This window comes from uncultured Campylobacter sp. (assembly GCF_937959485.1).
In the GTDB taxonomy this organism is placed as follows: domain Bacteria; phylum Campylobacterota; class Campylobacteria; order Campylobacterales; family Campylobacteraceae; genus Campylobacter_B.
Window position 1 is genome coordinate 25,268 of sequence record NZ_CALGPY010000002.1, and the last position, 26,101, is coordinate 51,368.

22 protein-coding genes and 1 pseudogene are annotated in these 26,101 nt (G+C 48.8%); 2 read left to right on the plus strand and 21 right to left on the minus strand.

The features are described 5' to 3' along the window. Positions 1-81: 81 nt before the first annotated feature. The 15 genes and pseudogenes from Q0380_RS00210 to mqnE all read right to left on the minus strand — a co-directional run. Positions 82-1,134, minus strand: a pseudogene (locus Q0380_RS00210) (quinone-dependent dihydroorotate dehydrogenase); the annotation flags it as partial. Between the two features lie 353 nt (positions 1,135-1,487). Next, positions 1,488-2,729 (minus strand): hypothetical protein, encoded by a 1,242-nt coding sequence (locus Q0380_RS00215; RefSeq protein ID WP_298958697.1) that lies wholly within the window; start codon positions 2,727-2,729, stop codon positions 1,488-1,490. Between the two features lie 11 nt (positions 2,730-2,740). Beyond that, positions 2,741-3,040 carry an AtpZ/AtpI family protein gene (locus Q0380_RS00220; RefSeq protein ID WP_298958701.1) on the minus strand — a complete coding sequence of 100 codons (300 nt, stop codon included), beginning with the start codon at positions 3,038-3,040 and terminating at the stop codon, positions 2,741-2,743. A gap of 31 nt (positions 3,041-3,071) precedes the next feature. After that, complete coding sequence (gene hemL / locus Q0380_RS00225) at positions 3,072-4,343, minus strand: glutamate-1-semialdehyde 2,1-aminomutase (RefSeq protein ID WP_298958704.1); 1,272 nt, start codon at positions 4,341-4,343, stop codon at positions 3,072-3,074. Further along, positions 4,340-4,732 carry a cytochrome C oxidase subunit III gene (locus tag Q0380_RS00230; RefSeq protein WP_298958707.1) on the minus strand — a complete coding sequence of 131 codons (393 nt, stop codon included), beginning with the start codon at positions 4,730-4,732 and terminating at the stop codon, positions 4,340-4,342. Before Q0380_RS00230 ends, hemL begins: the two co-directional genes overlap by 4 nt. 50 nt (positions 4,733-4,782) lie before the next feature. Then, the gene (locus tag Q0380_RS00235; RefSeq protein ID WP_298958710.1) at positions 4,783-6,024 is read right to left on the minus strand and encodes an ArsS family sensor histidine kinase; all 1,242 of its coding nucleotides are present in this window, start codon (positions 6,022-6,024) and stop codon (positions 4,783-4,785) included. Positions 6,025-6,345: 321 nt separating this feature from the next. Continuing rightward, positions 6,346-8,181 (minus strand): menaquinone biosynthesis decarboxylase, encoded by a 1,836-nt coding sequence (locus Q0380_RS00240; RefSeq protein ID WP_298958712.1) that lies wholly within the window; start codon positions 8,179-8,181, stop codon positions 6,346-6,348. A 9-nt stretch (positions 8,182-8,190) separates the two neighbouring features. Continuing rightward, positions 8,191-9,180 (minus strand): hypothetical protein, encoded by a 990-nt coding sequence (locus Q0380_RS00245; RefSeq protein ID WP_297880373.1) that lies wholly within the window; start codon positions 9,178-9,180, stop codon positions 8,191-8,193. Beyond that, a complete protein-coding gene (locus Q0380_RS00250; RefSeq protein ID WP_298958717.1) occupies positions 9,180-10,016 on the minus strand; it encodes a hypothetical protein in 837 nt (278 codons plus the stop codon). Before Q0380_RS00250 ends, Q0380_RS00245 begins: the two co-directional genes overlap by 1 nt. 2 nt (positions 10,017-10,018) lie before the next feature. Then, the gene (metG, locus tag Q0380_RS00255; protein ID WP_298958720.1) at positions 10,019-12,016 is read right to left on the minus strand and encodes a methionine--tRNA ligase; all 1,998 of its coding nucleotides are present in this window, start codon (positions 12,014-12,016) and stop codon (positions 10,019-10,021) included. A 46-nt stretch (positions 12,017-12,062) separates the two neighbouring features. Next, complete coding sequence (locus Q0380_RS00260; RefSeq protein ID WP_298958723.1) at positions 12,063-12,764, minus strand: type II secretion system protein; 702 nt, start codon at positions 12,762-12,764, stop codon at positions 12,063-12,065. 27 nt (positions 12,765-12,791) lie between these two features. Then, entirely contained in the window at positions 12,792-14,018 is a 1,227-nt protein-coding gene (locus Q0380_RS00265; RefSeq protein WP_298958726.1) for a hypothetical protein, read from the minus strand. Between the two features lie 87 nt (positions 14,019-14,105). Further along, complete coding sequence (locus Q0380_RS00270) at positions 14,106-14,555, minus strand: phosphoribosyltransferase family protein (protein WP_005871628.1); 450 nt, start codon at positions 14,553-14,555, stop codon at positions 14,106-14,108. A gap of 15 nt (positions 14,556-14,570) precedes the next feature. Then, a complete protein-coding gene (locus tag Q0380_RS00275; RefSeq protein ID WP_298105616.1) occupies positions 14,571-15,866 on the minus strand; it encodes an NCS2 family permease in 1,296 nt (431 codons plus the stop codon). Between the two features lie 18 nt (positions 15,867-15,884). Then, positions 15,885-16,967, minus strand: coding sequence for an aminofutalosine synthase MqnE (gene mqnE / locus Q0380_RS00280; RefSeq protein WP_298958729.1), 1,083 nt, complete (start codon positions 16,965-16,967; stop codon positions 15,885-15,887). Positions 16,968-17,108: 141 nt separating this feature from the next. Between mqnE and glmS the strand changes: the two genes are divergently transcribed. Beyond that, entirely contained in the window at positions 17,109-18,926 is a 1,818-nt protein-coding gene (gene glmS, locus Q0380_RS00285) for a glutamine--fructose-6-phosphate transaminase (isomerizing) (protein WP_297924864.1), read from the plus strand. Positions 18,927-18,986: 60 nt separating this feature from the next. Next, complete coding sequence (locus Q0380_RS00290; protein ID WP_298958731.1) at positions 18,987-20,120, plus strand: hypothetical protein; 1,134 nt, start codon at positions 18,987-18,989, stop codon at positions 20,118-20,120. Between the two features lie 674 nt (positions 20,121-20,794). Here Q0380_RS00290 and tgt read toward each other — a convergent pair. The 6 genes from tgt to Q0380_RS00320 form a co-directional block, all read right to left on the minus strand. Next, entirely contained in the window at positions 20,795-21,961 is a 1,167-nt protein-coding gene (gene tgt / locus Q0380_RS00295) for a tRNA guanosine(34) transglycosylase Tgt (protein ID WP_298958734.1), read from the minus strand. Positions 21,962-22,356: 395 nt separating this feature from the next. Then, positions 22,357-22,701, minus strand: coding sequence for a hypothetical protein (locus tag Q0380_RS00300; protein ID WP_298958737.1), 345 nt, complete (start codon positions 22,699-22,701; stop codon positions 22,357-22,359). Then, complete coding sequence (locus Q0380_RS00305) at positions 22,691-24,772, minus strand: heavy metal translocating P-type ATPase (RefSeq protein WP_298958740.1); 2,082 nt, start codon at positions 24,770-24,772, stop codon at positions 22,691-22,693. Before Q0380_RS00305 ends, Q0380_RS00300 begins: the two co-directional genes overlap by 11 nt. Before the next feature lie 3 nt (positions 24,773-24,775). Next, on the minus strand, positions 24,776-25,270 hold the full coding sequence (locus tag Q0380_RS00310; RefSeq protein WP_298958743.1) for a hypothetical protein: 495 nt from the start codon (positions 25,268-25,270) through the stop codon (positions 24,776-24,778). Beyond that, complete coding sequence (locus Q0380_RS00315) at positions 25,263-25,565, minus strand: Cys/Met metabolism pyridoxal-phosphate-dependent enzyme (protein WP_177386687.1); 303 nt, start codon at positions 25,563-25,565, stop codon at positions 25,263-25,265. Before Q0380_RS00315 ends, Q0380_RS00310 begins: the two co-directional genes overlap by 8 nt. 8 nt (positions 25,566-25,573) lie before the next feature. Next, positions 25,574-26,053, minus strand: a complete 480-nt coding sequence (locus Q0380_RS00320) for a hypothetical protein (protein WP_298958746.1) — start codon at positions 26,051-26,053, stop codon at positions 25,574-25,576. Positions 26,054-26,101 lie beyond the last annotated feature (48 nt).

Sequence of the window (26,101 nt, forward strand, 5' to 3'; positions counted from 1 at the left end):
TTCGCAAGCGCACAAATCCGCGCCGCCGCCGCGATTTTCGGTCTGATCGCCTCTGATGCCGTATCCTTCGCCCGCGCGATCTTTTAAATTCGCCCCGACCGCCTCGCTAATGCTATTAAAGCCGTCTGCGCGCAAAAGCTTCGCGAGCCCCTCGTTGATCGATTTTGCAACGAAAGGACCTTTGAAGATAAAGGCGGTAAAAATTTGAACCAGGCTCGCGCCCGATTTGATGCGTTCGTAGGCCTCCTGCGCGCTGTCTATGCCGCCGCAGCTGATTAGGATCGTGCGGCCGAAGAGCTCGCGAGCGACCTGTGCGAAAAGCTTTCGCGATTTTTCGGTGATCAGCCTGCCGCTTAGGCCGCCGAAGTCCCTAGCGTTGGGACTTAGTGAATAATCGACGCTCGTGTTGTTTATGATGATGCCGCTTGCGCCGCTTTGCACCGCGCACTCGCACAGCGCGATCGCCTGATCCGCGCTCATATCGGGCGCTAGCTTTAAGACGAGCGGCCTATTCGTGATTTTTTTCATCGCTCCGATCAGCTCGCTTATGAAGCTATTTTCTTGCAAAGCGCGCAGATTCGGGGTGTTCGGCGAGCTTACGTTGATGATAAAAAAATCGCATAGCCCGTTAAATTTACGGCCCAAGGCTTCGTAATCGCTTAGCGCGTCCTCGTTCGAGGTGGCTTTGTTTTTGCCGATATTTGCGGCGATCGGGATTACAAAAGGATAAATTTTTCGCACGCGACGCTCGATAACATCGGCACCTTCGTTGTTAAAGCCCATCGCGTTTTGAATGCTCTGCTCACTAACGAGGCGAAAAAGTCGCGGCTTTTCGTTGCCGCTTTGAGGACGCGGCGTAAAGGTACCAAAATCTATGTGCCCGAAGCCCAGAGCGGCTAACGGCGCGATCATCGTAGCGTTTTTATCGAATCCGCCCGCGATACCTACTGGATTATCGAAGCTTAAATTCCATATATTTTGAGTTAAAATTTCATCTTTATAAACGCCGAATTTTGCCAAAACCTCAAGCCCACCCGGAGTCGCATAGAGCGCGCGAAGCCCGAATTCTACGATCTTGTGAGCGGTTTCTGGATCAAATCGAAAAAAGATTTTTTTCAAGGTATCATAATTCATAATTTTTCCTCAAATTTTGCATAATGGTAGCTAAAATTTAATTAAATATAGATAAGGATTTCGCGCTGAATTGCAATTCGCGGCGGTTAAATTTAGTTTTGGAATTATGCATTTAGAGGCTGCGTAGAATTTCTACGGCTCGCAATGAGCGGTTTAAATTTACGCAGAAGTTCAAAGATGCGCGGCGCAAATTTTATAAATTTAGCGCGCCCGGGTACGTGCCGAAACGCGCGGTGTCCGTGGCGCAGCTCGCGGTGGCGGGCATCGCCGCAATTTTATCCTGCGTCGATCTAGGCTCAATACCGCTGAAGCTAAATTTTAAATTTAAAGCGTCTGCTCGCGCTTTTTGAGCTTTAGCGCGCGTCTTTGTCAGCGAAGGCAACGATCATCGTGCCCAGAGGAATGATCGCAACGCCCAAGATAATCGCTAGCGGGTTTAGCAAGGACAGCTTGGCAAGCAGATAGATCGCCGCCACGAGCGCCGCGTAGGACAAAATTTTAAACGGAGAGAAAAACGCCCCCGCAAAATTGCTCCGAACCTTGCCTCTCTCGCACTCATCATCCCAATCATCGGCGCTGCCGTCCGCGCCGTCGAAATCATTCTTTGATCCGTCGCGCGCGGCGACAAACCCACTCCCAAAATCGCTCATACCGTCGTCCGGCTCGCCGCTATCTATATCGCCGCCACGATTGCCGCTATCTGTGCCATCGCTATGATTGCTGTGATCTACGCCGTTGCTCCGCTCGCTGCTATCTAAGCTGCCGCCCAGATAGCTGCTCGCTGCATTTTTTAAGTCGTCGCAGCGCTCACCTATGCCGTCTTGCGAACTATCGCTAGCTTCGTCGTTTATGCTGCCGTGTGAGTCGCCGTAAATCGCGCTGCCATTCATATTAAATTTATCGGCAGCATGTCCTAAAGCGGTTGTGTCGTAAGCGGAGGTTTTGTCGTCGCTCTTCGTAGAATTTACGCCGCGCTCGTCGGTAGCGATTTTGTCGCACTCGGCGGCAAAATTTTTGATATCTTCGTCGTCGGCGGAGCTTGCGGTGCGCTCGGCGGCGGTCTCATCGTGCGTGACGCAACTATCGCCGTTTTCGACGCGGAAATCGCCGCTAGTGAAATTTACGGCGTCTTCGGAATTTTGCGCGTTTGAAATTTCGGTGCCTAAATTTGCGTCCTTAAAATTTTCGTTCTTTAAAATTTCATTGCCGCAAATTTTGCCGTATGAAATTTCATCGCCGCTTGCGTCGCCTTGGTTTTCGCCGCCAAAGCTTGCGGAATTCGTATCGCTGGCGGAAGTTTCGCCGCTTATGAAACCTGCGGAATTTTTAGGGCTTTGCCGTAAAATTTCATCGTATTTGCCGGTTCTTAGCTCATCTTCTATTTTGTTTCGGTAAGCGCGAAACGAAAAATATACAGCGCCGAATGCGCCCAAAAATCCCGCTTCCAAGCTAAGAAGCCACGCAAGCGCTCGCACGCCGAAAGAGCCCGAGCCGAAAGAGCCCGAGCCGAAAGAGCCCGAGCCGAAAAACCCTGTGCCGCAAAGCGCTAGCCCAAGCAGGGCAAACGCCGCGTTTAGCGTGCAGTATATGAGCAAAAACCGCCTATTCAATCCCGCTCATCCCATTCATCGTCGTCGTCAAAATTTTTCGGATCCGCCTTGTATTTCGGATCGTTTTCAAGCTCTTTTAAGCTCGAATTTAGCGCCTTGCACGCGCGGTAAACGTTCAGAAACGCCGCCGCGATGCCGATAGCGATGCCGAACCAGAGCAGAAGCAGTGAGCCCGTGAGATGCCGCAGCCCAAGTCCGATCGCTACTCCGATGCCGATCGCTACGACGATCGAGATGCCCAGGCTGATGTCGCAGGCGCCCTTTACGATTCTGTTTAAATTTTTGGTTACTCTCATCTAAAATCCGTAAAATTTTAAAACGCAGCCCTTAAAGCGCCGCCATCCCTTCATCCGCGGCGTTTAGCGCAAAGTCGATCTGCACTTCGTCCATGCTGGCGCAGATAAAGCCCGTCTCAAACTGACTAGGCGCCAAAAATACGCCGCGCTTAATCATCTCGCCGTGGAATTTCGCAAAGCGCGCGGTGTCTGCTCGCAAGGCGCCGTCATAGTCGCGCACCTCTTCATCCGCGAAAAAGCAGCCGAACATCGAGCCTACGCAGGCGGTTTGCAGCGCGATGCCGCGGCGCTGCGCTATGGCGCAAAGCCCGTCCGTAAGTCTGCGCGCAAGCTCGCCGAGCCTTTCGTAAAGGCCACTGCTAGCGTAAATTTTACTTAGGCTGGCGATACCTGCGGCCATTGCGACGGGGTTTCCGCTTAGCGTGCCCGCTTGATACACCGCTCCTAGCGGGCTTATCATATCCATAATTTCGTGCTTGCCCGCAAACGCCGCCACGCTCATACCGCCGCCGATGACCTTGCCGAAGGTTACCAGATCGCCGCGGACGCCGTAGATGCCGTAGCTGCCTAGCTCGCTCGCGCGAAAGCCGCTCATTACCTCGTCGATTATCAGCACGATCTTTTTCTCGTCGCACAGCGCGCGAAGCTCGGTTAAAAATTTAGGATCAGCGGGTACTAGGCCCATATTTCCCGCGATAGGCTCGATGATGATCGTGCCGATGTCGTTTTGCGCTAGGACGTCTTTTACGCTTTGTATGTCGTTGTATCTGGCTAGGTAGGTGTTTTTTGCGACGTCCTGCGGTACGCCCGCGCTGCTTGCGTTACCGAAGGTGCTTGCGCCGCTGCCCGCTTTGACGAGCAGGCTGTCGCTGTGACCGTGGTAGCAACCCTCAAATTTTAAAATTTTATCCCGTCCGCTAAAGGCGCGCGCGAGGCGGATCGCGCTCATCGTGGCTTCGGTGCCGCTGCTGGTAAAGCGGATCTTATCTAGGAAGTCGAAATTTTTTAGCACGAGCGAGGCGAGCTGCGTCTCAAGCGGGCTAGATGCGCCGAAGCTTAGCCCTTTTTTGGCGGTTTGCACGACGGCGCGCTCGATGTCCGCGTCGGCGTGACCGAAGATGAGCGGACCCCAGCTCTGCACGAAGTCGAGATATTTTTTGCCCTCGACATCGTAGATATACGAGCCCTCGCCGCGATCCACCATAAAAGGCTCGCTGCCGACGTTGCCGAATGCTCGCACCGGCGAATCGACGCCGCCCGGGATAAGTTTTTGTGCTGCTAGAAATTCGTCGTGATTATTCATTTTTTCTCCTTCTTTTTTGGTTGGTTTATCGATTTTATATATTTGTAGATAATGATGATCTCGTTTTGCGTCAGGAAGTAGCTAGGCATCACGTCGCGCGAGCTGCTGATCCCGTCGGCGAGCTCCTGAAGCGAGAGATTGTTGATCGGCGGCGCATTTAGGGCGCGCTCGTAGTAGGCGCCCGAGGTGCGGTTAAATTCTTTATACTTTACGATTAGCGAACCCTCGCCCTTTTCGCCGTGGCACTTGTCGCAGCCCACGCCGCGCGGGTTTTTATACAGCATCGCGCCGTATTCTTCGTCGGTGATAAAGCTCTCGGCTTGTGCGCTGCGAGGTAGAAAAAATATAGCCGCGTTTAAAAACAGCGCTAAAAATATGAAATTTCGCATCTTCTCGTTTCGAATTTTTGGCGCAATAATATAAAAAATGTGCTTAAATTTCATAACGTCGCTATCTTTTCGATCCCCTCGAAATAAAAGACGTTTAGCTCATCCTGCCTGCGGTAGAGGAATTTTAGTCCGTGCGCCTTGGCGATATTATCGACGATGTAAAGCCCCAGGCCGAAGCTTTGCTTGGCGTTCGTGCCCTTAACGAAGGCCTCTTTGTAGTAGCTAAAGTCCTTATGTAGCGGCTCCCCGAGCGTTATGAAATCCATCGTTTCGGCGTTTAGGCGGATTAAAATTTTACCGTCTGAGGCGTATTTGACGGCATTGTCGATTAAATTTTTCACCGCGACGCAAAATAGCTTCAGATCGACGTTTAAGCTTAGGCCTAGCGGATTTTGCAGCGTGACGCAGCAGGGCTCGATCATTGCGATACTAAGCGCTTCTTTTAAAATTTCATCCATTGAAAAAATTCCGCGTTCGACTAGTGCCGTTCCCGCAGTCGCGCGCTCGACCGCCGCAAATTCGTTGATTAGGCTCTCCAGTCGCTCAAAGACCGAGATGAGGCGCTCTTGATTTTTGCCGTGCTCGATCATCTCGACGGCGATGCGACCCTTTGTGATGGGAGTTTTAAGCTCGTGCATTATGTTTCGCAAAAACAGATGGCGCGATTCATTAAGCTTATTTATCTGCGTGACCGCCTCGTAAAATGCGTGCGAAACCTCGGAAATTTCATCATTTCCCGCACTTACGTCCTTGATCTGAAGATCGCCTTTAGCAAATTTATCGATCTGACGCTTGAGCTTGCGAAGGGGGCGAATTTTACGGATGATGAAGATATACGCAAGCAGGATGATCACCAAAATGACGCCGTAGATCGCTTTGAAAATATCGTAGCGGTAGGGCTGATACTCCTTGTCGTTTAAAAGCCGCGTCTCGCCAGCGTGAGTGATTTTTAAGTAGTGCTTGCGCTTAAACAGCAAGATGTCTGCAGAGCCGATGTCTGCGGAGATGCTGTCTAAAATTTCAGCGCCTTTAATGATCTCATCGCGCTTAGCTTCATCGCGGATGGTCGAAAACTCGAAATTTGCGACCTGCCGTTCGTATTCGACATCGCTGATGAGCTTGCTCATCTGATATAGGTTCGCGCGCGCGACGATGGAGTATTTGGAGTTTAGCTCGCGGGTGTAGTTTTGCTGATCGTAGCCGATGAGCCAGAGTAGCGCGAGCGAAACGCCCACGGCGGCGAGCGCGAAGATGAACGTGATGGTGTAAAAAATCGATGATCTTACTTTCATTAAATTTATATGATCCTTAAATTTTTAAAATTTCAAAGCTTTTAAGCTGCTGGCTTACTTTGCTTTGGCGCACGAACCCGTCCGACTTCGGATTTGTGGCATATCCTAAATACGCAATACGTTTATACTTCCTAAATCTAGCTATTGCAAATTTTATAAAGATTTTAAAAATTTTGCTATTTCTATCATTGAAAATTTTACAAAATTTCACTGCTTAAACACATAAATTCAAATAAATTTATTTTAAATTTAATGTGCAGCCCTTAAAACCAAAGCTAAATTTTAAAATTTCAAATCCGCGCGAAGTTTCGCCCCGCGTCCTTAAAAAATTTCAAATTTCTTAAATAGCTCGGGTTCGTCCTGCACGATGCCGCGCTCTATAAGGCTTGCTACGACTTTACGGTTGCAGAGCGTCTCCTGCGGCCACCGGCGCGTATAGCCCTCCCACTCGTGCTTGCTCGTAGCATCGATGCAGATGCGATCGTCCTGCGTCACAAACACGTCGCGCAGCGCATCGATGCTATTTACGACGCGCCAAACGCTCATATAGAGGTTGCTCGCGTCGTTTCTCGCATCGGTAAAAATCAAAATTTTAAAATGCTCGCTAAATTTCAAAAGCCGCCGCCAGCTACGCTCTACTAGCTCTTTTTTGTCTATGTTTATCAGCACGAGCGGGTTTTTCGTATCGCAAAAGTGCTGCTTAAGCGCCAAAATAGCGGGCTCCTCGCTTTGAAATTTCGCTAGCAGCTCCTCGTCGCTTAAAATTTGCGGCACCTGCGAGCTTAAATCCGCCGTCGTATCGATGCCGAGCTTGCCGCCGAAGCAGGAGTTCGGGCTTGCGTGATCGAGCTGATCGCACACACCCTCGCTAAAAACGAGGCTGCGCGCGCCTATGCGGTTTAGGACGTACTTCGTAAGCGCTTCGTACTCATCCAAGCTCGGCGCGTCTTGCGGCACGAAAACGGCGTGTTTTACGAAGCTCATCTGCCCCACGCCCCAAAACGCGTGCATGATCTGCTTAGCCGCAGCGGGGTAGCGCACGGCGATCTTAGCCAAAATTAGGTTGTGAAATACGCCGTTCTCGGGCATTTTATAATCGATCAGATCGGGCGCGCTCGTGCGAAACAGCGGCAAAAAGATCCGCTCGGTCGCGTATCCCATAAATTTATCCTCAAGCGGCGGCTTGCCGACGACGGTGGCGTGAAATACGGGCGCGCGCTTGTGCGTGATCGCGCTAACCTCCATCACTGGGAATGGCTCTACCGGCGTGTAATATCCCGTGTGATCGCCGAAAGGTCCCTCCGACTCGCTTACTGCGGGATCGACAAAGCCCTCGATCACGTAATCAGCGTCCGCGGGAACGTAAATTTCATTCGTAAGCGATTTTACGAGGCGAGCCGGGCTGCGGCGGATGAAGCCGTAAAGTAGCAGCTCAAAAATCCCCTTCGGTAGCGGCGCCTGACCGCACCAGATATAGAGCGGATCGCCGCCGATCGCCACGGATACGGGCATCTTGCGCCCCGCTTTGCGATATTCGTCAAAAAAGCCCGCGCCGTCTTTGTGTATCTGCCAGTGCATCCCCAAGCGGTCGCGCCCGTAAATTTGCAGGCGATACATGCCGAGATTTTGCGTTTGCGAGTTCAGATCCTTCGTATAAACCTGCCCCATCGTGATGAACGCGCCGCCGTCACCCTCCCAGGTCTTAAGCACAGGAAGCTCGCCAAGATCGACGTCAGCGCCCAGATGCGCGACCTGCTGGCACTCTCCGCGACCGCTAAGACGCTTTACAAAAATTTTACGCAGCGAGATTAAGTGCGCTAAAAAATCAAGCTTTTCACCGAAGCTTTGCGGACGCTTCGGCTTTAGCAGACTCTCGATCTCGGCGGCGATCTCGTCAGGTTCGCGGCCGAGGATTAAATTTAACGCCTCGAAGGAGCCGAAAATATTGGTTAGCACCGGCGGCATCCGTTTGCCCTGCGCGTTTCGCACGTTCGTAAAAAGCAGCGCCTGCGAGTGCCCCTTTTTGACCTCGATGTAACTTGCGTGCGCGATCTCAAGCTCGGTGCCGATCTGCTCCTTTACCTCGCGCAATAGCCCGTTTTCGTAAAGCCTCTTTATCCAAAAATTTCCGTTTAAAATTTCATCAAAGCTCTGCATCCGCTGCCTTTAAAAAAATAGATTTTTTTCTTGCGGTTTTTGATTTAGAAGCTGCAAGATCGCGCTCTTCTCCGCAAAAACCAGCGCGTAGTGAAACTCGGGCAGGCTCTTTAGCGCGCTTAGCTTATTGAAGCGAAAGTCGATCTTGGTGCCATCCAAGCGGTCCTCCCAGCTAGCGCATACGATAATTTTTTCGCGGAATTTCGCCCGCAAAAACTCCGCCTCGCGTGCAAAAAGCTCAGGATCGCTCTCGGCGATAAAGGCGCGGTAGCTGCCGCCAAGCGAGCTAACGTTAAAAAATCTATCCACAAAAATCGGCTCGAAATGGCCGAATGCGCTTAAGCTTTGAAATTTAAAGGGTATGTTTTTGCGCGAGAGATACTCGATCACGCCGCATAGCTCGGGCAAAAACAGCTGCGGAAAGATTAAATTTGAATAATAAAGCCCGCCGAAAACGAAGCTGCTGTAAAATATCGAGCCGCCGTAAAGCAGCCTAAAATCGGCGCTCGCGGGGATAGTGACGGGCGAGATACCGAGGCTTTGCAAAAGATCGCCGTCGGTGGTGAAGTAGGTATTTTTCTCCTTGGCATTCAGCAGACTGATAAAAAGCTCGCCCTTGCTGCGCGGCGCAAACATCAAATTTTTCGGCACGCTCGTGTAGCGCAGGATCTCGCTTTGCACCTCGTTTATCAGCACGAAGCCGTGCCGCCACGTCTCGCCCAGAAATTTTATCAGCCGCACTAGCGCCGAGCATAAATTTTCGACCTTGATAAAGGCGATCTCGTCGTTAAGCGGCTTGAAATTATTATCGAAAATGATCGCATACGCGCCGTTATCGATCGCGGTGCGCACGTCGCGCTCGTTTGCGCCGAGTGCGATGAAAGCGCCCTTTTTTGCGACTTTTGCGGGCTCGATCGCAAAGCTCTCGACCGCGGAGATCGCGGGATTATTTAGCATCGTTCCGTTTACGATGCGGGTTAAATTTAATAAATTTACCATTACGATTTCCCTGCGGCAGACGCGCTCTTTGCGGCGCGATGCGACTGCTTTGCGGTAGGCGCGGAGATTGCACCGGACGCGGCGACGTCTTTTGCGGCGGCTGCGGTAGGCGTAGCGGTGTTTTTTGCAACGCGGCGAGATTTTGCATTCTGTGCCGTATTTTTGGCGGGTGCTACTTTTGCGCTAGCTGCGGAAATTTTATTTTGCACGGCGCTTTTTACGGACGCTGATTTTGCGACAGATAGCGATTTTGCCGTGGATGTAGAGGCTACACTTGCTGCGATACTTTTAGCGGTCGATGCGGTTTTTGTGATAGGTACAGGTTTTTTAGCAAGCAGGGATTTTCTTGCTGGCACGCTTTTTATCGCTGTGTTTTTTTTAGTAGTGGCACTTTTGGAAAGCAAGGCGTCTTTTTTAATGCTTGCGCTAGAAACACCTGCCGTGCGCTTTCTGCGCGACGCGGCGCTTACTTTAGAGCTCTCGCCATCCGCGCTCGCATATTTTTTCGTGCGCTCGCCTGTAAATTTATCGGTGCGTGAAAATGAGCGCACGACCGCGCGCGCGCCGAGCTTTGCACATTTTAAAGCGGCAAACTTCGACAGCTCGCAAATGCCGAGCGTTAAAATTTTACGCGCCGCAAATTTTAAAGCAACCCCTGCGCCGAGCTTTAGCGCCAAAGGCGTGGCGCATACAAGCCCGCCCGTGCCGATCTTTGCGGTGAGGGAGGAGCTGCGGTAAAACTTTAAAATTTTATCCGAAGCGCTGCTTTTTTGCGCACAGAGCCCAGCCGCGCCGTAGATAGCGAGCTTCGAAGCCTTGCGCGCTAAAGCCTTCATTGCTAACCTACGATCGCGCCGTTTTTTACGGGCGCGAGAGTACTAAGCAGCGTAAGACTGCCGTCCTCGGCGCTTAAAATCATACCCTCGCTGCTATGTTTAAAAATTTTAGCGGGTTTTAAATTTGCCAGCACGCAGATCTGCTTGCCGACAAGCGCGGCGGGATCGTAAAATTTCGCGATACCGCTGATGATTTGACGCGGTTTCTCCTCGCCCAAATCGATCATAAATCGCAACAACTTCTCGCTACCCTCAATGTTTTCGCACTCCAAAATCGTGCCGACTTTGATAACACACTTTTTAAAATCATCGATTTTAATCTGCACTTCAGATGCTGCGCCTTGGGCTTCTTGCGCCGTAGCGCCCGATCCGGAAGCGTTTGCGTTTGAGTTTAGCGCGCTTTTTGCCGCAGCGTCTGTGCCCGAACCGCTTGCAGAATTTGCAGTGCCATCCAACCTGTCGTAGTCCGCCTTCGGCATTAGCTCGTGATCGATCTTGGTAAAAAGCGGCTCGCACGGCTTGGCCTTAAAATCTAAAATTTCGCCGCGAAGCACTAGCTTCTCATAAAGCGACGTGGCTATTTCAAAGCCGAGCGTGTCCGCGATACGTGCCGCCGTCTTCGGCATTGCAGGGCTTAGCAGCACGGCGACTTTAGCCAAAATATTTGCGACCAATGCGACGAGAGCCAGCGCCTTAACCTGTTCGCCGTTTTTCATCAAATTCCACGGCTCGTATTTCGCAATCGAAGCGTTCGCAAGAGCAAGCGCCCTCCAAAGCTCCTCTAAGTATCTATTAGTAGCGACCTCCTCAAGCGCGCTAAGCGCGGCGCTCAGATAGGAGTTTGCTTCCTCTATCTCGGCGGCGAAAAATTTCATCACCTCTTTGGAATTTATGACGTAGTCCGAATATTTTGCGCTCATACCGACGATACGGCTGAGTAGATTTCCAAGCTCGTTGGCAAGCTCGGAATTTACGCGGTTTATGATCGCTTTTTGCGAAAAATCGCCGTCTTGACCGAACGGTACCTCGCGCAGTAAGAAATACCTAAACTGCTCCAGCCCATAGGCGTTTGCGACCTCGCGCGGATCCACGACGTTGCCCAGGCTCTTGCTCATCTTTTTGCCGTCGCGCGTCCACCAGCCGTGAGCTGCGATGCTGCGTGGCATATTTAGTCCCAGGCTCATCAAAAACGCAGGCCAATAAACGGCGTGAAAGCGCAAAATATCCTTGCCCACGATGTGCAGCGCGTCGCTCCAATACTCCATCCGCTCGCCGCCCGCGCAAAATCCGAGCGAGCTAAGATAATCCATTAGCGCGTCCAGCCAGACGTAAATCACGTGCTTCGGATCGTTCAGCTCGGGCGGAATTTTAACGCCCCAATCAAAGCCCGTTCTCGTGATCGAAAGATCCTTCAGACCGCCTTTTACAAAGCTTATCACTTCGTTTTTTTTGCCTAGCGGCAGGATGCACTTTTCATCCTCGTACCATTTTAAAAGCCGCTCTGCATAGGCGCTAAGCCTGAAAAAATAGCTTTCCTCTTTTAAAATTTTAGTCTTTTTGCCGCAGTCGGGGCAATACTCGCCGTCGATGAGCTGAGCGGAAGGGAAAAAACTCTCGCAGCTTACGCAATAGTTGCCCTCGTATTCGCCCTTATAAATGTCGCCCTTTTCATACATCTTGCGAAATACGTTTTGCACCGCCGCCTCGTGCGCGGCATCGGTAGTGCGCGAAAACATATCGTAGCTGATGTCAAACTCGTCCCACAGGTCTTTAAATTTAGCGCTTACGCCGTCTGCGTACTGCTTTGGGCTCTGAGCGTGCTTGGCTGCGGCCTCCTCGATCTTTTGACCGTGCTCGTCGGTGCCCGTTTTAAAAAACACCTCGTGTCCTTGCAGGCGGTAAAATCTAGCCATCGTATCGGCGATGATCGTCGTATATGCGTGACCGATGTGTGGGACGTCATTTACGTAATAAATCGGCGTCATTATGTATTTTTTCATCATTCTCCTTGCGCTTACTTAAATTTGAGTAAAAATTTTATTAGTCCTATTGCGTGGCTGTGCCGGTATTAGAATTTAGCGTGTATCTTACGTATCCGGTCTCCGGCTCGATAGTAATACTAGCGGTCTCTCTCGCATCATTGGTAAGCGTGATTATGCATGGATTTTGACCCACAAAAAGCCTATCATAAGGCACTGTAGAGTCGGCTACTTGTCCCATAGGACGTCCATATGAGTCAAAGACTATAGTTTGATTAGTAGGGGCTCCGCAATTAGTAAATGTGATATTTCTAATATTGTAAGTTTTTGTAAGATTTAGCTTCTTATTAATCCTCTCGGCATTTCTATTCATCGCCTGATTTTGAAAGCCGGCACTCAAAATTTTATTTGGATTTTGTGGATCCGTAGCAAAATCAACTCTCGATAGATCAGACAGATCCGCACTACCGTTAGGATTACCGCTCATAGTGCTATCGTAATACACTGTATAAGTCCAACCCTCGGCACTACCTTTGGCGGTAGTATAACTAAATTGAATTCTCCAAAGTTTTTTAAACCAATCCGGGTCATTAGGATCGAATTTGTTATCATTCATAGCCAACTGCTGAGTATAGCGAATATGAGCAGCTACTTGATCTGCCGCCTCCACAAGGCTATTTCGATTGATTTGAGGCACCGCCACCGCCGCTAGAATTCCAACCACCACGATGATGAAAATCAGCTCTATCATAGTAAATGCTTTTTTCATAATTTTTACCTTTCATAAAAATTTTGTTTATATTTTAACATAAAATTTCGCAATTCGCACGCCTCGCTTGTAAATATCTATATTTTGTATCGAATTTTTATGATCCGAGACATATTCCGGCTCATCCGCGTAGATAAAAGCACTATTCCCACCAGGCAGTCCGTAAAATTTCAGGCGCAGGCAGAGCCTCTCGTCCTCGCAGCTTACGCTTTTTACTCCGCGATTTTTTAGCTCACTTGCCAGCTGCCTAGCTACGTCGAATTTATAGATGAAATGCCGCTGAGGCTTGTTTGCAAACACCGCCTTATACATCACGTCGCTAAAAACCACCGCGAAGTAGCTAAACATCAAGCTTGCCAGCGTTACGCCCACGGCGATCTTATGAAAGGTGCGAAATTTAGGCAATCTAACTCGGTATGAATTAAACAGAACCCGAATGATCAAAGGCGTAGCGATGACGCAATACGGCAGCATAATCTCAAGTGGCACGCGCTGTCTTAGCGAAAAAAGCATCGTCAGACAAAGCGCACTTGTAGCGATGAACCACAGCAAGCTCTTCTCCTCTTTGATCCAAATTCTATAGATAGTGTAGATGAAAAATAAAAACACTAAAGGCGAAAACGCGCCCGCAAAAACGCCCACGGTGTCTAGAAAATACCCCTTCGGCTTGCCCTTCGAACTTACGTCGTAAAAGATCACGCTGAAGCTAAAAAGCGCTATGCAAAGCAGCAAAAGCTCCTTTTTGCGCATATAAAGAGCCCAAATTCCAAAGCCCACGTAGAGCATAAAAAACGCTCTGTCAATCAGGGCGCAGGCAGAGAGAAGCACGAAAAGCGCGATATCGTATTCGCTCTTTGCAAAATAGATCGCCAGCAACGTGAAAAAAACGATGATGCCCGCGGGATTTAGCAAGATCGCGCTACTCATCGACGCAGGAAGCGCCATAAACAGCGCCATAGCGACTACTCTATCGAAGCGGCGCTTTAGAATAAATTTTGAAATTTTATAGATCATCGCGGCGTTTGCGAAGTGGATCAAAATAAACGGCACGCGCAGGGCATAGTCGTTGCGCCCGAAAATTTCGCAACTTAAATTTGCGATTAGCGAAACGAGGGATTTTTTCTCATAAAAAATTTCGGCTTCGTAGTAGCTGATGCTTAAATTTGAGATCGCATAAAGCAAAAATATCCCCTGGAACAGGCACATTATAGAGATCACGAAAATTTCGTTTTGATAAAGCTTCTTCACTCTCATCCTTGCTGCGGGCACTTTAAATTTATGGCTGAATTCTACGGCCGAAATTTTATAAAATTTAGCCGCTAAATTTAACCGCGCGCCGCTTCATTCCTCTATCGTATAATTTTCCCAAAAGAAATTTATCCACTCATCCGTCTTTGAAATTTTAAAATCGGGCTGGATAAGCGCCTTGGGTTTGTAAAAAATCACCGCCGTTTTAAGCTCTATTTGCGGAAATTTCTCCAGCAGCACACGCTTGATCTCGACCATGCTGTCGCCGCTGTCGATGATATCGTCCACCAGCAGCACGCGCTTGTAAAGCTCCAGATCGGGCACGTTGAAAACGTCGATGGTGTCGAGCTTTTTGGTGTCCGCGTAATGGATGGAATTTATCGAAAATATCGTCCGCATATCAAGCGCATTGGCTAGCGCGTGGCCGAATGTGAGCCCGCCTCTAGCGATCGCCACGATTGCATCGGGCATAAATTCGTCCCTAACCTGCTTTGCTATAACTCTTGCGTCGCGATCCATCTCGTCAAAACTATAAAATCTCATATCTTTCCTTAAAATTTAATGCATTAAAAATACTAAAACGCTAATCGCGCCAAGCGTCAAAACGCCGAAATTTAAATCTTTTATCCTGCGCTGAGCGAGTCTAACTACGATATATGCGATAAAGCCGAAGCTTAGGCCGTTGGTGATCGAGTAGGTAAAAGGCATCAAAAATACTATGAAAAACGCAGGGATTAAAATTCCAGCGTCGCTATAATCGATCTTGCCAAGCTCGCTAAACATCAAAACCCCGACCATTACGAGGATCGGATAGATTGCATTTGCAGGGATCGCCTTAAATAGCGGCAGCATAAACAGCGTCAGCACGAAAAACATAGCGCAAAATACCGCGGTAAGCCCCGTGCGGCCGCCCGCCTCCACGCCGCTGGCGCTTTCGGCAAATGCAGTAACCGTGCTCGTGCCGATAACGGCTCCTGCGACGCTACCTATCGCATCGGAGGTTAAATTTCTAGATAGTTTTTTCATGCCGTCTTTGCTATTCTCTCCAAAAAGCCCCGCGCGATTTCCTACGCCAGTTAGAGTGCCGATGCTATCGAATAGATGCGTAACGAAAAATGTGATTATAAAAGGTACGAACGCAAGCTTCAGAGCTCCGGGGATATCTAGCTTAGCAAATATCGGCGTTATGCCGCTTGGCGCACTTACTATGCCATGCGGTGCGGGTGAAATTCCAGCCACCCACGCAACGCACGAAGTAATCAAAATGCTTAAGATAAACGCTGCCTTGATTCTAAGCACAAAAAGCACCAGCACGACCGCTAAGCCTAAAATCCCAAGCAAAACGTTTAGATCTTTTAAATTTCCTAAAGTTACTAGCGTCGCCTGACTAGGCGCGATGACACCCATCTGCTTAAGTCCGATGAAGCAGATAAAAGCGCCGATACCCGCGCTTATGGCGCGACGCAGATCAAGTGGGATAGATTTGATAACCCAAACGCGAAAATTAGTAAACGAAAGCACGGTAAAAAGCGCCCCGCTTATTGCTACGATGCCAAGCGCGCTCTGCCACGGCATCTTCGCATCCACGCACAACGCAAAGGTAAAATACGCATTTAGCCCCATGCCGACGCTAAGCGCAACGGGGGTATTTGCAAAGAGCCCATTAAATAACGTCGCGATTATCGTAATAAGCGCGGTTGCCGTAACCAGCGCATCAAACGGCATACCTGCGATGCTCATAATGTTAGCGTTTACCGGCACGATGTAAATCATCGCCAAAAACGTAGTAAGCCCCGCAATAAGCTCCTGCCTTACCGACGTTTTTGCCGCGGCGAGATGAAAGAATTTCTCCACTTGCTCCTCCTTTAGAATTTATTCGTAAATTTCGATCTGATTATACAAGCTGTCGCGCTCGACCGGCACAAAGCCTGCCGTGCCGATCATATCGATAAAATCGCGCTTGCTCTGCCCTTTTTTGCTGCCGGCGCCGGCGCTGCTTTGAATGCTTTCGTTCTCGATCGTGCCGTCAAGATCATCCGCGCCGAAATCCTGCGCTACAAGAGCTAAGCTTAGCGTCGAGGTCGCCCAATACGCCTTGATATGCGCGACGTTGTCGAGCAAAATTCTACTAATCGCAATCGTTTTTAAAATTTCGACCGAGCCCAAAAAGCCTTTCACGTCCAGATAGTTATTCTCGCGCTGATACACGAGCGGGATAAAGGCGTTGAAACCGCCGCCGTTAGCGCGAGCTAGGCTCTCATCTTGCAGCGCACGGATACGCAAGATGTGATCGATGCGGTGAGCGCGGCTTTCGATATGTCCAAAGAGCATCGTGGCGTTGCTCTGACGCCCGCGCGCATGCCACAGCGAGTGGATACGTAGCCACTGCTCGCTTGAGACCTTGCCTTTGCAAATTTTATCGCGCACGTCCTCATCAAAAATTTCGGCGCCGCCCCCCGGCATCGAATCCACGCCGCTTTGCATCATCAGCTCTATCGTCTCCTCGTAGCTCATCTTCCACTTTCGCCGCCAGTAATCGACCTCTGCCGCGGTCATCGCCTTGATATGCACAAGCGGATATTTTTGCTTTATCGCTTTAAAAATTCCTAAATATTGCTGCGGCGTAACGAATGGATTGTGCGAGCTTACGATATGAATCTCTTTCGTGCCGCGCGCTACCGTCTCGTCCACGATACGCATAATCTCATCATCGCTCATCGTGTAGGCGTTTTCGTTCTTGCGGTGCGCCGAAAATGCGCAAAATTTACAGGTATCTGCGCATAAATTCGAAGGATTTATATGACGATTTGCGTTGAAATAGACGTTTTTGCCGTTTTTTTGCTTGCGAATAGCAAAGGCGAATTTGCCCAGATCGAAAAGATCCAAATCCCATAATTTCACGCCGTCTTCGTAATTTAATCTCTCGCCGCTTTGTAGTTTTTCTAAAATTTCCATCGATTTCCCAAGCCAAATTTTGAGCTAATTATATAATTTTTTGCTTACAAAATGGATAAGCGGACTAAATTTAGAGCCGAATTTCGTTAATTTAAAATAGCGTAGTAAAATGGGCGCCAAATTTTAAATAAGGAAAGCAAAATGTGTGGAATCGTAGGCTACATAGGAAATGCCGAAAAGAAAAAAATCATAATAAACGGACTGAAAGAACTCGAGTATCGCGGATATGACAGCGCTGGGCTTGCCGTGATGGATGAGAGTGCGAATATAAAGTACTTCAAAGCGGTCGGCAAGCTAAATAATCTCGAAGAAAAGATGAAAGATTTCACTTCGCAAGGCTTTGGCGTTGCGATCGGACATACTCGCTGGGCGACGCACGGAAAGCCCACCGAGCTTAACGCGCATCCGCATTTTGGAGATTTTAGCTTCGTCGTACATAACGGCATCATCGAAAACTACATCGAGCTAAAAGATGAGCTCGAAGCGGACGGCGTGAAATTTTTAAGCCAGACCGATACCGAAGTGATCGTACATCTTTTTGAAAAAAATTTCAAGGCTAGTAACGACGCATTTAAGGCATATGAAGCCACAATTAAACGGCTAAAAGGCGCATACGCAACGCTTTTGATCACCAAGGCAGCACCCGGCGAAATTTTCTTTGCTAAAAATGCAGCTCCGCTCATCGTCGCAAAAAACGATAAAAACGAAATTTTCTTTAGCTCCTCGGACGCTCCGCTCATCGGGCTTGCGAATACGGCTGCGTATCTGGACGATCAAATTTACGGCGTCGCCAAACTAGGGCAAATCGACATTTTTAAAAACTCTAAACCGCATAATTGCGCCTTTAGTGAGCTTCCTAAAGATAAAGGCTATGCGCAAAAAGAGGGCTTTAGATTTTTTATGGAAAAAGAAATTTACGAGCAAGCGCAAGTCGTAACCGAAGCGATGATGGGGCGCGTGATCAAGGGCGGTAAGATAAAATTTGACGAACTTGATGCGGCGATGTTTGAGGGCATCGACGAGGTCGTGCTATGCGCCTGCGGCACGAGCTATCACGCCGCGCTCGTAAGCTCGTATCTTTTCGAGCGCATCGCTAAAATCCGCACGAAAGTAGAAGTTGCTAGCGAATTCCGCTATAAAGAACCATTTTTAAACAAGAATTCCTTATTTATCGTGATCTCGCAAAGCGGCGAGACCGCCGATACATTAGAGGCGCTGCATATCGCTAAAAAAGCTGGTCTTAGGACGCTTGCAATCTGCAACGTCGATAACAGCTCGATCGTGCGCATGGCAGGCAGCGTGATCCTCACCCGCGCAGGCATCGAAAAGGGTGTGGCATCTACGAAGGCCTTTGCGACGCAGGTTATGGTGCTATGGATGTTTGTGGTGTATCTTGCAAATCTGCGCGAAGTCATCTCGGCGCGCACGAATTCCGCTGAAATTTCGGCGATGCTTCATATCCCGCAAATTTTAAAGATCAAAGACGGCTTGCAGGATAAAATTTACCGTATGAGCAAGCACTATCTGCACGGACACGGCTTTTTCTTTATCGGTCGCGATATTTTCTATCCGCTCGCTCTTGAGGGCGCACTCAAGCTCAAAGAGATCTCCTATCTGCACGCCGAGGGCTATCCGAGCGGCGAGATGAAGCACGGACCGATCGCTCTTGCCGATTCTAATCTCTTTACGGTTGCGCTGATGCCAAAGCATTTGCTCTATGAAAAAACCAAAAGCAATGTCGAAGAGCTTGCTGCGCGCGATGCGTATATTTTGGCGATCAGTCCAGAAGAGCCAGAGATCGCGGATGATTTTATCAAAACAAGCGAGCAGAGTCACGCGATGAGCGAGTTTTTTGAGATGATGATAATTTTACAAATTCTAGCTCTTGAAATCTCCGTCAGACTTGGCAACGACGTAGATATGCCGCGGAATTTAGCCAAAAGCGTCACCGTAGAATAATCGTTTTTTAAGTTCATTTTGACTAATATTTCTCATTAAAAAATCGGGGAATGTTAGTATATGAGACTTATTGGATTTATCAGAGGTGAAAATGTCATAGTCGCCACGGGCGGGGTCGAGTATAGCTATGAAATGCTGGGCGAGCGCGATCCTAGCCTAACCGACGGCGATGAGGTAAGTTTCGACACGCTAGCATCCAGCGCGATAAATATAAAGCGCGTCGAGGGCTCTAAATCCAAAGACCGCGTAGCGCAAAAAGTAGCCCCACAGCCAAAAGAATCTGCAAAGCAAAACGATGAAATTTTTGGCGATAAGAATTCTGCAGAAAATAATATATCCGAAGCGCCATTTATTCAAAGTCCTGCCGAAAAGATCTCAGAGGATAACTCTGCCGTAAAAGAAACGAAGGTCGCAAAAAAATTTAATAAATTTAAATTTAACCGCAAAGCCAAGCCTACGAGTGCAAAAAAACCGAAATTCTTTGGATTTGAGTTCGTCCAAACAGACGATCTGCGCACCACACAAAGCGTCGAGAGTAAAATTTATACTTCATCTATCCGCAAGGAAGGGCTTAAATCCATAATCCTGCCCATAGCGCCAATAGTCATTATTTTGATATTCCGCTCGCAAATCGCAAGCATATTTCTATCTTTTTCGCAGATCGAAGCTTATGTCAATCAAGACACGGTTTATATGGTGATGGACCTACTTATTTTCCTTAGTTTTGCGCTATTTTATCTGCTGCCGCTTAACCGCGCGATAAACCTACTCTCCATAGCGACGCACGATCAATACCCAATGCGTCAAATGGCGAATTACAACGTCTTTATCATCCTGTGCGTCATCTCTACGATCCTGCAGGATAAGAGCCTGGGGCTGGATGAGTTCGAGCAGATTTTCATCTGCGGCGTGATCGGATTTGGGCTCATTTCGTTTTATTATAAGTTCAAGGCTTTTGCATTTATGTTTTTCAAAACTGCAGGCTCGATCCTATTTGCTCCTGCGCTGCTCGTAGAGCTCGCAGCTATTATTTTCATAGGCATCGGCGACCGCTATACTGGCGCATCGATAAAATTTATGGAGCTTACGGGGCTATTTTTTGCGAGCACGGCGTGGAGGTATATCATAATTTTTATCGTTATGTCGCCGCTTTATTTCCTTGGATTTTGTATGCTAAGGCGGATTAAAAAATAATTTTACAAAATTTTGCTGCAAATCTCGCTATGATGAAATTTTACCACGATAGAATTCCACTCAAAATTTCATCACAAAATTTAGCACGAAGACAGAATTTAGCGGGGATTTGAACTTTATCAAAGTAAAATTTTATCGCAATAAAATTCCGCAATTGTAGGCGCAGATCGCACGCCCTAAAGCAATATATGTCTTTTTTACGCGTTAACGCGCGCTTACAAAAATACACCAATGCCTGAGAAATTTCGATGCAATGTCTCCCCTTTTATTTGATAAAAGCCGCGGCAATTGACATCGCGTCTGTAAAATCCTACCGCTAAATTCCATCTTTAAATCTCGCGCGCTCAGCGCATATCAACGCAGAATTTTATCCACGGATTCAGTGCTAAGCTTCAAAACTAAATTTTATCTCATATTCTACGGCGAAATTTCAAGACATAGCTTTATCATAATAAAATTTTGCTGAAATAAAACTCTAATTGATGCAAAAATCTAAGCGCGGAATTTAAATCAAATTTAAAGCTATGGACTCTGCACTCCACAGCTAATTAAATTTCATAGCCAAAATTTTGTCGCGTTTAAATTTAGCCGCGCGCGCCGTATTAAAATCCGCCCCGCTGTCGCGGCTAAATTCAACTAACTCGCTAAATTTAAACGCTCTCGCCCGCTAAAATTCAATCTCGTACTCTACTTCGTGCGGCGTAAAATTCACGCCTAAACTCCGCAAACCGCCCGTGCACGATCGCCTCTCTCATATCTGCGGCAAGACGCAGGTAATAGTGTAGATTGTGAATACTCGCGAGGCGGTAAAAGCTAAGCTCTCGCGCGCGAAATAGATGATTTAGGTAGCCGCGACTGAAGCGCTTGCACGTGTAGCAGTCGCAGTGCGGATCGATCGGATCGTGATCGCTGATAAAGCCCGCGTTTTTGATGCTGATCTTGCCGAAGCTCGTAAAAAGCGTGCCGTTGCGCGCATTTCGCGTAGGCATCACGCAGTCGAACATATCCACGCCGCGAGCGACGTTTTCGACGAGATCTTCAGGCGTGCCGACCCCCATCAAATATCGCGGGCGCGCGGGATCGACGTAAGGCATCATAGCCTCTACGGTTTCGTACATCAGCTCGTTTTTCTCGCCCACGCTGAGCCCTCCGATCGCAAGCCCATCAAAGCTCATCTCGCACAGCGCTTCGGCGCAAAATTTACGCGCCTGCGGGTCAGTGCCGCCTTGGATGATACCGAAGATATTTTGATGCGCGTGCAGGCCGCGAGATTTCATAGCCTCGTGATAATCTATCGCCTCGCGAGCCCATTTTATCGTGCGCGCGACGCTTAGATCGATCCGCTTTTTAAGCCGCGATCTATCGTCTGCGCTAAGCGCGCCCGGCTCACGCGGCAGCTCCACCAAATCGTCCAAAATCATCATAATATCGGAATTCAGCTCATACTGCGTATCCAGCACCGAGCGCGGCGTGAAATAATGCGTGCTGCCGTCGATGTGGCTTTTAAATTTTATGCCGCCCTCGTCGTTTTTGGTGTTTGCGCGCAGGCTGAAAGCCTGAAAGCCGCCGCTGTCGGTCAAAAAGCTGCGAGGAAATTTCGTAAATCCGTGCAGCCCGCCGAAGCCCGCCACCACCCGCGAGCCCGGGCGCAGATACATGTGATAGGTGTTAGCAAGGATGATCTGCGCGCCTAAAAGCTGCGCTACGTCCGTCGCATCGAGCGCCTTGACCGCGCCCACGGTGCCGACCGGCATAAAAACGGGGGTGCGGATCGTGCTATGCGCCGTGCGGATCGTGCAGGCGCGCGCCGCGCCGTCCTCGGCGTCTATTTGAAAATCCATCTTGATCCTTTAAATTTAGCTTTTTGGCTTTTTTAGCCTCTTTTCGCGCGCTCGGCGCAAAATTTTAAAAAGCGATTGTAGCGAAATTTAAATTTGCGGCAGGTAAAGACGGGTGAAAAAATTTAAAGAATATTTGAGACGTTTGGGATTAAAATTTCGGTAGCTAGCGACCGACATAGCCGCTAAATGTAAAATTTACAAGCGGAAATATGAACGCATAATTTAAAAATACAAATATCACTTAAATTTACAAAGTGAGAGATTATTGACTATAAATTAGTCGCAAACGGCGCAGATTTGACCGCTTGCGACGTTTTATTCGGCGGCTGCGTCTAAAGAAATTTAGCGGCTTTAGAGTTTATCTTTGCGCTTTAAAGCTGCGACACGCTATGCCGTTAGGTGCTTTTGCGGGCGCGAGGCTTTCTTTTTAGGGGCGTGCTTTTTGCAGGAGCGCTTTTGCCGTCTGGCAGATTTTCCAAGGCTAAATTTACTACGGATCTCTTTCTGCCCCTGCTCTTTGCTTTTCTATTTTGCAAAAACTCGCTGTACGGCGAGCCGTAAAGGCTAGCGTGCCATATCGCGCATCCTAGCATCACTAGCCCGGAAATTTTATGTAGCTGCGACATGCGCGAGTTCATACTCAGCGCGGTTAGAGCTGTGATGCCCATACTTACTCCAAGCGTCACTTTAGCCGCTTTGCGCTGAAAATTTAGATCCAAAATTTTATCTTCAATGCTCAAATTTTACCCCTTTAATGGAATTTAGTAGTAGACCGATCGTCGTGCCATTATGCAGCAGCGCCGTAGCTACGGGACTTAGCGTGCCGAAGGTCGCCAAAAATAAAATGATCGAATTTATCCCCACGGTGGCGTTGAAATTTCGATTCACGAGCCGCAGCGTGTCGTTGGCCAGCGCCTTTACCTGCGCGACGCCCTCGATGTCATTTTTCAAAAGCCCGATCTGCGCGGAAGCCTTGGCGATCTCGGCGCCGTTTAGCATACTGATGCCGATGTCTGCCTTCATCAGGCTCGGCGCGTCGTTTATGCCGTCGCCCACGAAGACCACCTTCCGCCCCTCGGCTTTCAGCTGTTCTAAGATTTCGGTCTTTTGCGTCGGCAGCAGCTCGCCGTAATAGCGATCTACGCCGAGCTTTTTGGCTACGGCGCGGGCTTTTGAGCTCACGTCGCCGCTTAGCATGACGATCTGTTTAGCGCCCAGCTCACGGAGCCTAGCGATGACGGCGCGGGCGTTTGCGCGCACTTCATCCCTAAGTCCGATGAGCCCCAAAAGTCTGCCGTCAAATGCGATGTAAAGCAGCGCAAGCCCCTTTTGCATCGCAAGATCGATGGTCTGCTCATGCGCTGCAAACGAGATCATCTCGTCGTCCTCCAGGAAGTGGCGCGAGCCGATGATGAGCTTTTTGCCCTCGATGCTTGTTTTAACGCCGTGAGCGACGACGAATTCCACCTCGTCGTGGTGTTTGTGGATAAAACCGTGCTTTTTGGCAGCATCCACGATCGCCTCGGCTACGGGATGAAAGTAATGCTCCTCGGCGCTCGCGGTTAAATTTAAAATATCGTTTTTGCTAAAGCGCTCGTCAAACGATATGATCTCGGCGACCTCCAGGTTGCCGTACGTAAGCGTGCCCGTCTTATCAAATACGAAGGTGTCGGCACTCGCAAGCGACTCAAGAGCCTTGGCGCCTTTGATCAAAATCCCGTTCTTGCCCGCTTTTGAAATGCTCGACTTAAAAGCAACCGGCGTAGGCAGCTTAAGCGCGCAAGAGTAATCCGCCTGCAGCACCGAAGCTACGCTCATAAAATTTCGATTTATCAGATAGGACACGCCCGCGAGCCCGAAGGTCACCGGCACGAGCTTGTCGGCTAGGTGGGTCGTATGCATACCGATGCTGGAGCGCTCGTTAAGAGATGCCGTGATGTAGTGCTTGATACGCTGCGTGGAGGTGTTTTCACCGACGTTTTCCGCCCAGATACGAATCCTACCCTCCTCTACGATCGTTCCGCTTAGCACGCTATCGCCGCGAGATTTTTTCACCGCGACCGATTCGCCCGTCATGTTGGCTTGATTTACCATCGCTTCGCCACTTACGACGTGTCCGTCCACGGCTATGACATCGCCTGCGCCCACGACCACGATATCGCCTACCTTTAGCTTAGAAGTTGCGATTTTAATCTCGGTCTTTTTGCCGTTTTGATCTATCTCTACCCACGCCTCGACGATGTCCGGGCGGGCTAGCTCGCGGATAAGATCGTCGCTTTTATAAACGGTGCTCTCTTCCATATATTCGCCAAGAGCAAGCATTGTGTTGGTGCTATTTGCGGCAAAGATATCGCCGCGCGCGAGAGAAATCCCAACAGCGGCAGCCTCCAAGCCCTTTGAAGTAAGCCCATGACGAAAGCTTTCTTTAATGCCTTCTTTTAAGATAGGCAAGCACGCTACGATGCTAAATGCGCGCGCTAAAGGCGAAGTGCGAAAGATTAAATTTCCGCCCAACGCAAGAAGCGCTAAGATAAATTCGTTTTTGCTTGGCAGATTTTTATGGCTAGAGGGGATAATTGATTTTAGCTCACTTAAATTTAAAGCTTCAAGTTGCTTTAGAATTCCTGCCTTATTTACGCCTGCGTCAAGCTTAAGGATCAAAGAGCCGATTTTAGCGTTAAATCTAGCTTCCGTTACGCCTTCAAGCCTCGTAGCTGCTTTTTGTAGTGCGCTCGCATCGATGTCTCTAAAACCGACGATCTTTAGCCGTAGTCTAGTTTTAGTCTCATGTAAAATTTTAAAATTTTGCATCGACTACTCTTGCATCTCTGCCTTGGCGTCTTCGAAGCGTTCCTTCATCTCTTCGATGCCCATCTGAAACATCTCGGTACCCTTTGCGATGAGCTTAAAAAGCTTTTTTTGCGCGTTTTCGTCGGTTAGAAAATAGGTCGCTGCGGCTCCCAGAACGATGCCTGTGATAAATGAGTTGCTACCAAATAAGCCGTTCGCGTTTTGTCTGCTACCTAAGGAATTAAAAATTCCACCGAAAGCGGAATTTTGCGAGCCCTGGGTAGAATTTACGTCGCTTGAGCTTTGAGCGGCGGAATCTTTGCTATCCGAGTTATTGCTGGAAGCAGAGCTGTTAAAAGGTGCAGAATTTACCCGCTCATTTATCCATTTAGCCCAACCGCCAAGCTTATCATCGCCGGCAAAGCTACCCGTAGAGCCGCTAGCATATTTGTTGTCACCAAAATCGTAATCGTCTAGAATTTCTTTCAAATCTTTTTTTGTGATATAGGGATTACTCATTGCCTACCTTAAGAATAAAATTTCTACCCGCAATGAGCGCGCCTACGCATACTGCGACGCCTGCTGCTGCGCGTAGATACTCGCCTTGTACGAGCTTATTTGCGCTGTAAATCGCGCCGCCGCCGATGATACCGCCGCTTAGCGCTATATCTAACGCATCTCGAATCGCTTTAGATTTGCTCTTGCCTTCTTTGGCTTTAACGAGCTCTACGGCGCAACCGCCGATCGCCCCCGCTATAGCGCCGCTTAAAACGTGATCCAGCGGCGAACGCTGTGTCGTAAGTGATCTATTCATTTAGGCCTCTATTTTTCTGATTTATCGTCTGCGGACGTAAATTTAGCCGAAGAATTATCGTCCATTTTTACGATCTGCGGGATATTAAGCGGAGTAGTAGATGCTGCGGATGTCTCACCTACCGGTGTTGCGCCAGTCTTAGCGCTCGCGGTGGATTTTTTAGTTCTTTTAAATCCAGGTTTCGGTCCCGGCTTTTTTCTGGTTTTTTTTGCAGTGCTATCGCTACTTGTCGCAGCTTTTTTGCTACTAGACTTTCTTTTACCTTTTACCGCCTCAGCGACATCGTCTAAGCCTTCTTTGGCTTCCGCAAAAATTTCTTTTGATTTTTTGCTTAATTTTTCCGCTCCGCCTTTGACGCTATTTTTTAGCTCCTCGACGCTTTTGCTACTTACGATTTTATTCGCACCTTCTTTGATTTTATCTCGATTGTTATAAGCGTAAACCGCCGCGCAACCAAGCGCAAAACCTGCTAGAAATGGGATCGGCATTTCATTCTCCTCGTGTTAAGATTATAAAGTCGTTTTATCAACTTTACA

What these genes read in the sequence shown, in the direction of transcription:
- glmS (WP_297924864.1), top strand. Translation starts at nt 17,109, where the DNA reads ATGTGTGGAATCGTAGGCTACATAGGAAATGCCGAAAAGAAAAAAATC.
- Q0380_RS00270 (WP_005871628.1), bottom strand. Translation starts at nt 14,555, where the DNA reads ATGAGATTTTATAGTTTTGACGAGATGGATCGCGACGCAAGAGTTATA.
- Q0380_RS00265 (WP_298958726.1), bottom strand. Translation starts at nt 14,018, where the DNA reads ATGAGAGTGAAGAAGCTTTATCAAAACGAAATTTTCGTGATCTCTATA.
- metG (WP_298958720.1), bottom strand. Translation starts at nt 12,016, where the DNA reads ATGAAAAAATACATAATGACGCCGATTTATTACGTAAATGACGTCCCA.
- Q0380_RS00220 (WP_298958701.1), bottom strand. Translation starts at nt 3,040, where the DNA reads ATGAGAGTAACCAAAAATTTAAACAGAATCGTAAAGGGCGCCTGCGAC.
- Q0380_RS00250 (WP_298958717.1), bottom strand. Translation starts at nt 10,016, where the DNA reads ATGAAGGCTTTAGCGCGCAAGGCTTCGAAGCTCGCTATCTACGGCGCG.
- Q0380_RS00305 (WP_298958740.1), bottom strand. Translation starts at nt 24,772, where the DNA reads ATGCAAAATTTTAAAATTTTACATGAGACTAAAACTAGACTACGGCTA.
- Q0380_RS00260 (WP_298958723.1), bottom strand. Translation starts at nt 12,764, where the DNA reads ATGAAAAAAGCATTTACTATGATAGAGCTGATTTTCATCATCGTGGTG.
- Q0380_RS00320 (WP_298958746.1), bottom strand. Translation starts at nt 26,053, where the DNA reads ATGCCGATCCCATTTCTAGCAGGTTTTGCGCTTGGTTGCGCGGCGGTT.
- Q0380_RS00245 (WP_297880373.1), bottom strand. Translation starts at nt 9,180, where the DNA reads ATGGTAAATTTATTAAATTTAACCCGCATCGTAAACGGAACGATGCTA.
- hemL (WP_298958704.1), bottom strand. Translation starts at nt 4,343, where the DNA reads ATGAATAATCACGACGAATTTCTAGCAGCACAAAAACTTATCCCGGGC.
- tgt (WP_298958734.1), bottom strand. Translation starts at nt 21,961, where the DNA reads ATGGATTTTCAAATAGACGCCGAGGACGGCGCGGCGCGCGCCTGCACG.
- Q0380_RS00310 (WP_298958743.1), bottom strand. Translation starts at nt 25,270, where the DNA reads ATGAGTAATCCCTATATCACAAAAAAAGATTTGAAAGAAATTCTAGAC.
- Q0380_RS00235 (WP_298958710.1), bottom strand. Translation starts at nt 6,024, where the DNA reads ATGAAAGTAAGATCATCGATTTTTTACACCATCACGTTCATCTTCGCG.
- Q0380_RS00230 (WP_298958707.1), bottom strand. Translation starts at nt 4,732, where the DNA reads ATGCGAAATTTCATATTTTTAGCGCTGTTTTTAAACGCGGCTATATTT.
- Q0380_RS00290 (WP_298958731.1), top strand. Translation starts at nt 18,987, where the DNA reads ATGAGACTTATTGGATTTATCAGAGGTGAAAATGTCATAGTCGCCACG.
- mqnE (WP_298958729.1), bottom strand. Translation starts at nt 16,967, where the DNA reads ATGGAAATTTTAGAAAAACTACAAAGCGGCGAGAGATTAAATTACGAA.
- Q0380_RS00315 (WP_177386687.1), bottom strand. Translation starts at nt 25,565, where the DNA reads ATGAATAGATCACTTACGACACAGCGTTCGCCGCTGGATCACGTTTTA.
- Q0380_RS00240 (WP_298958712.1), bottom strand. Translation starts at nt 8,181, where the DNA reads ATGCAGAGCTTTGATGAAATTTTAAACGGAAATTTTTGGATAAAGAGG.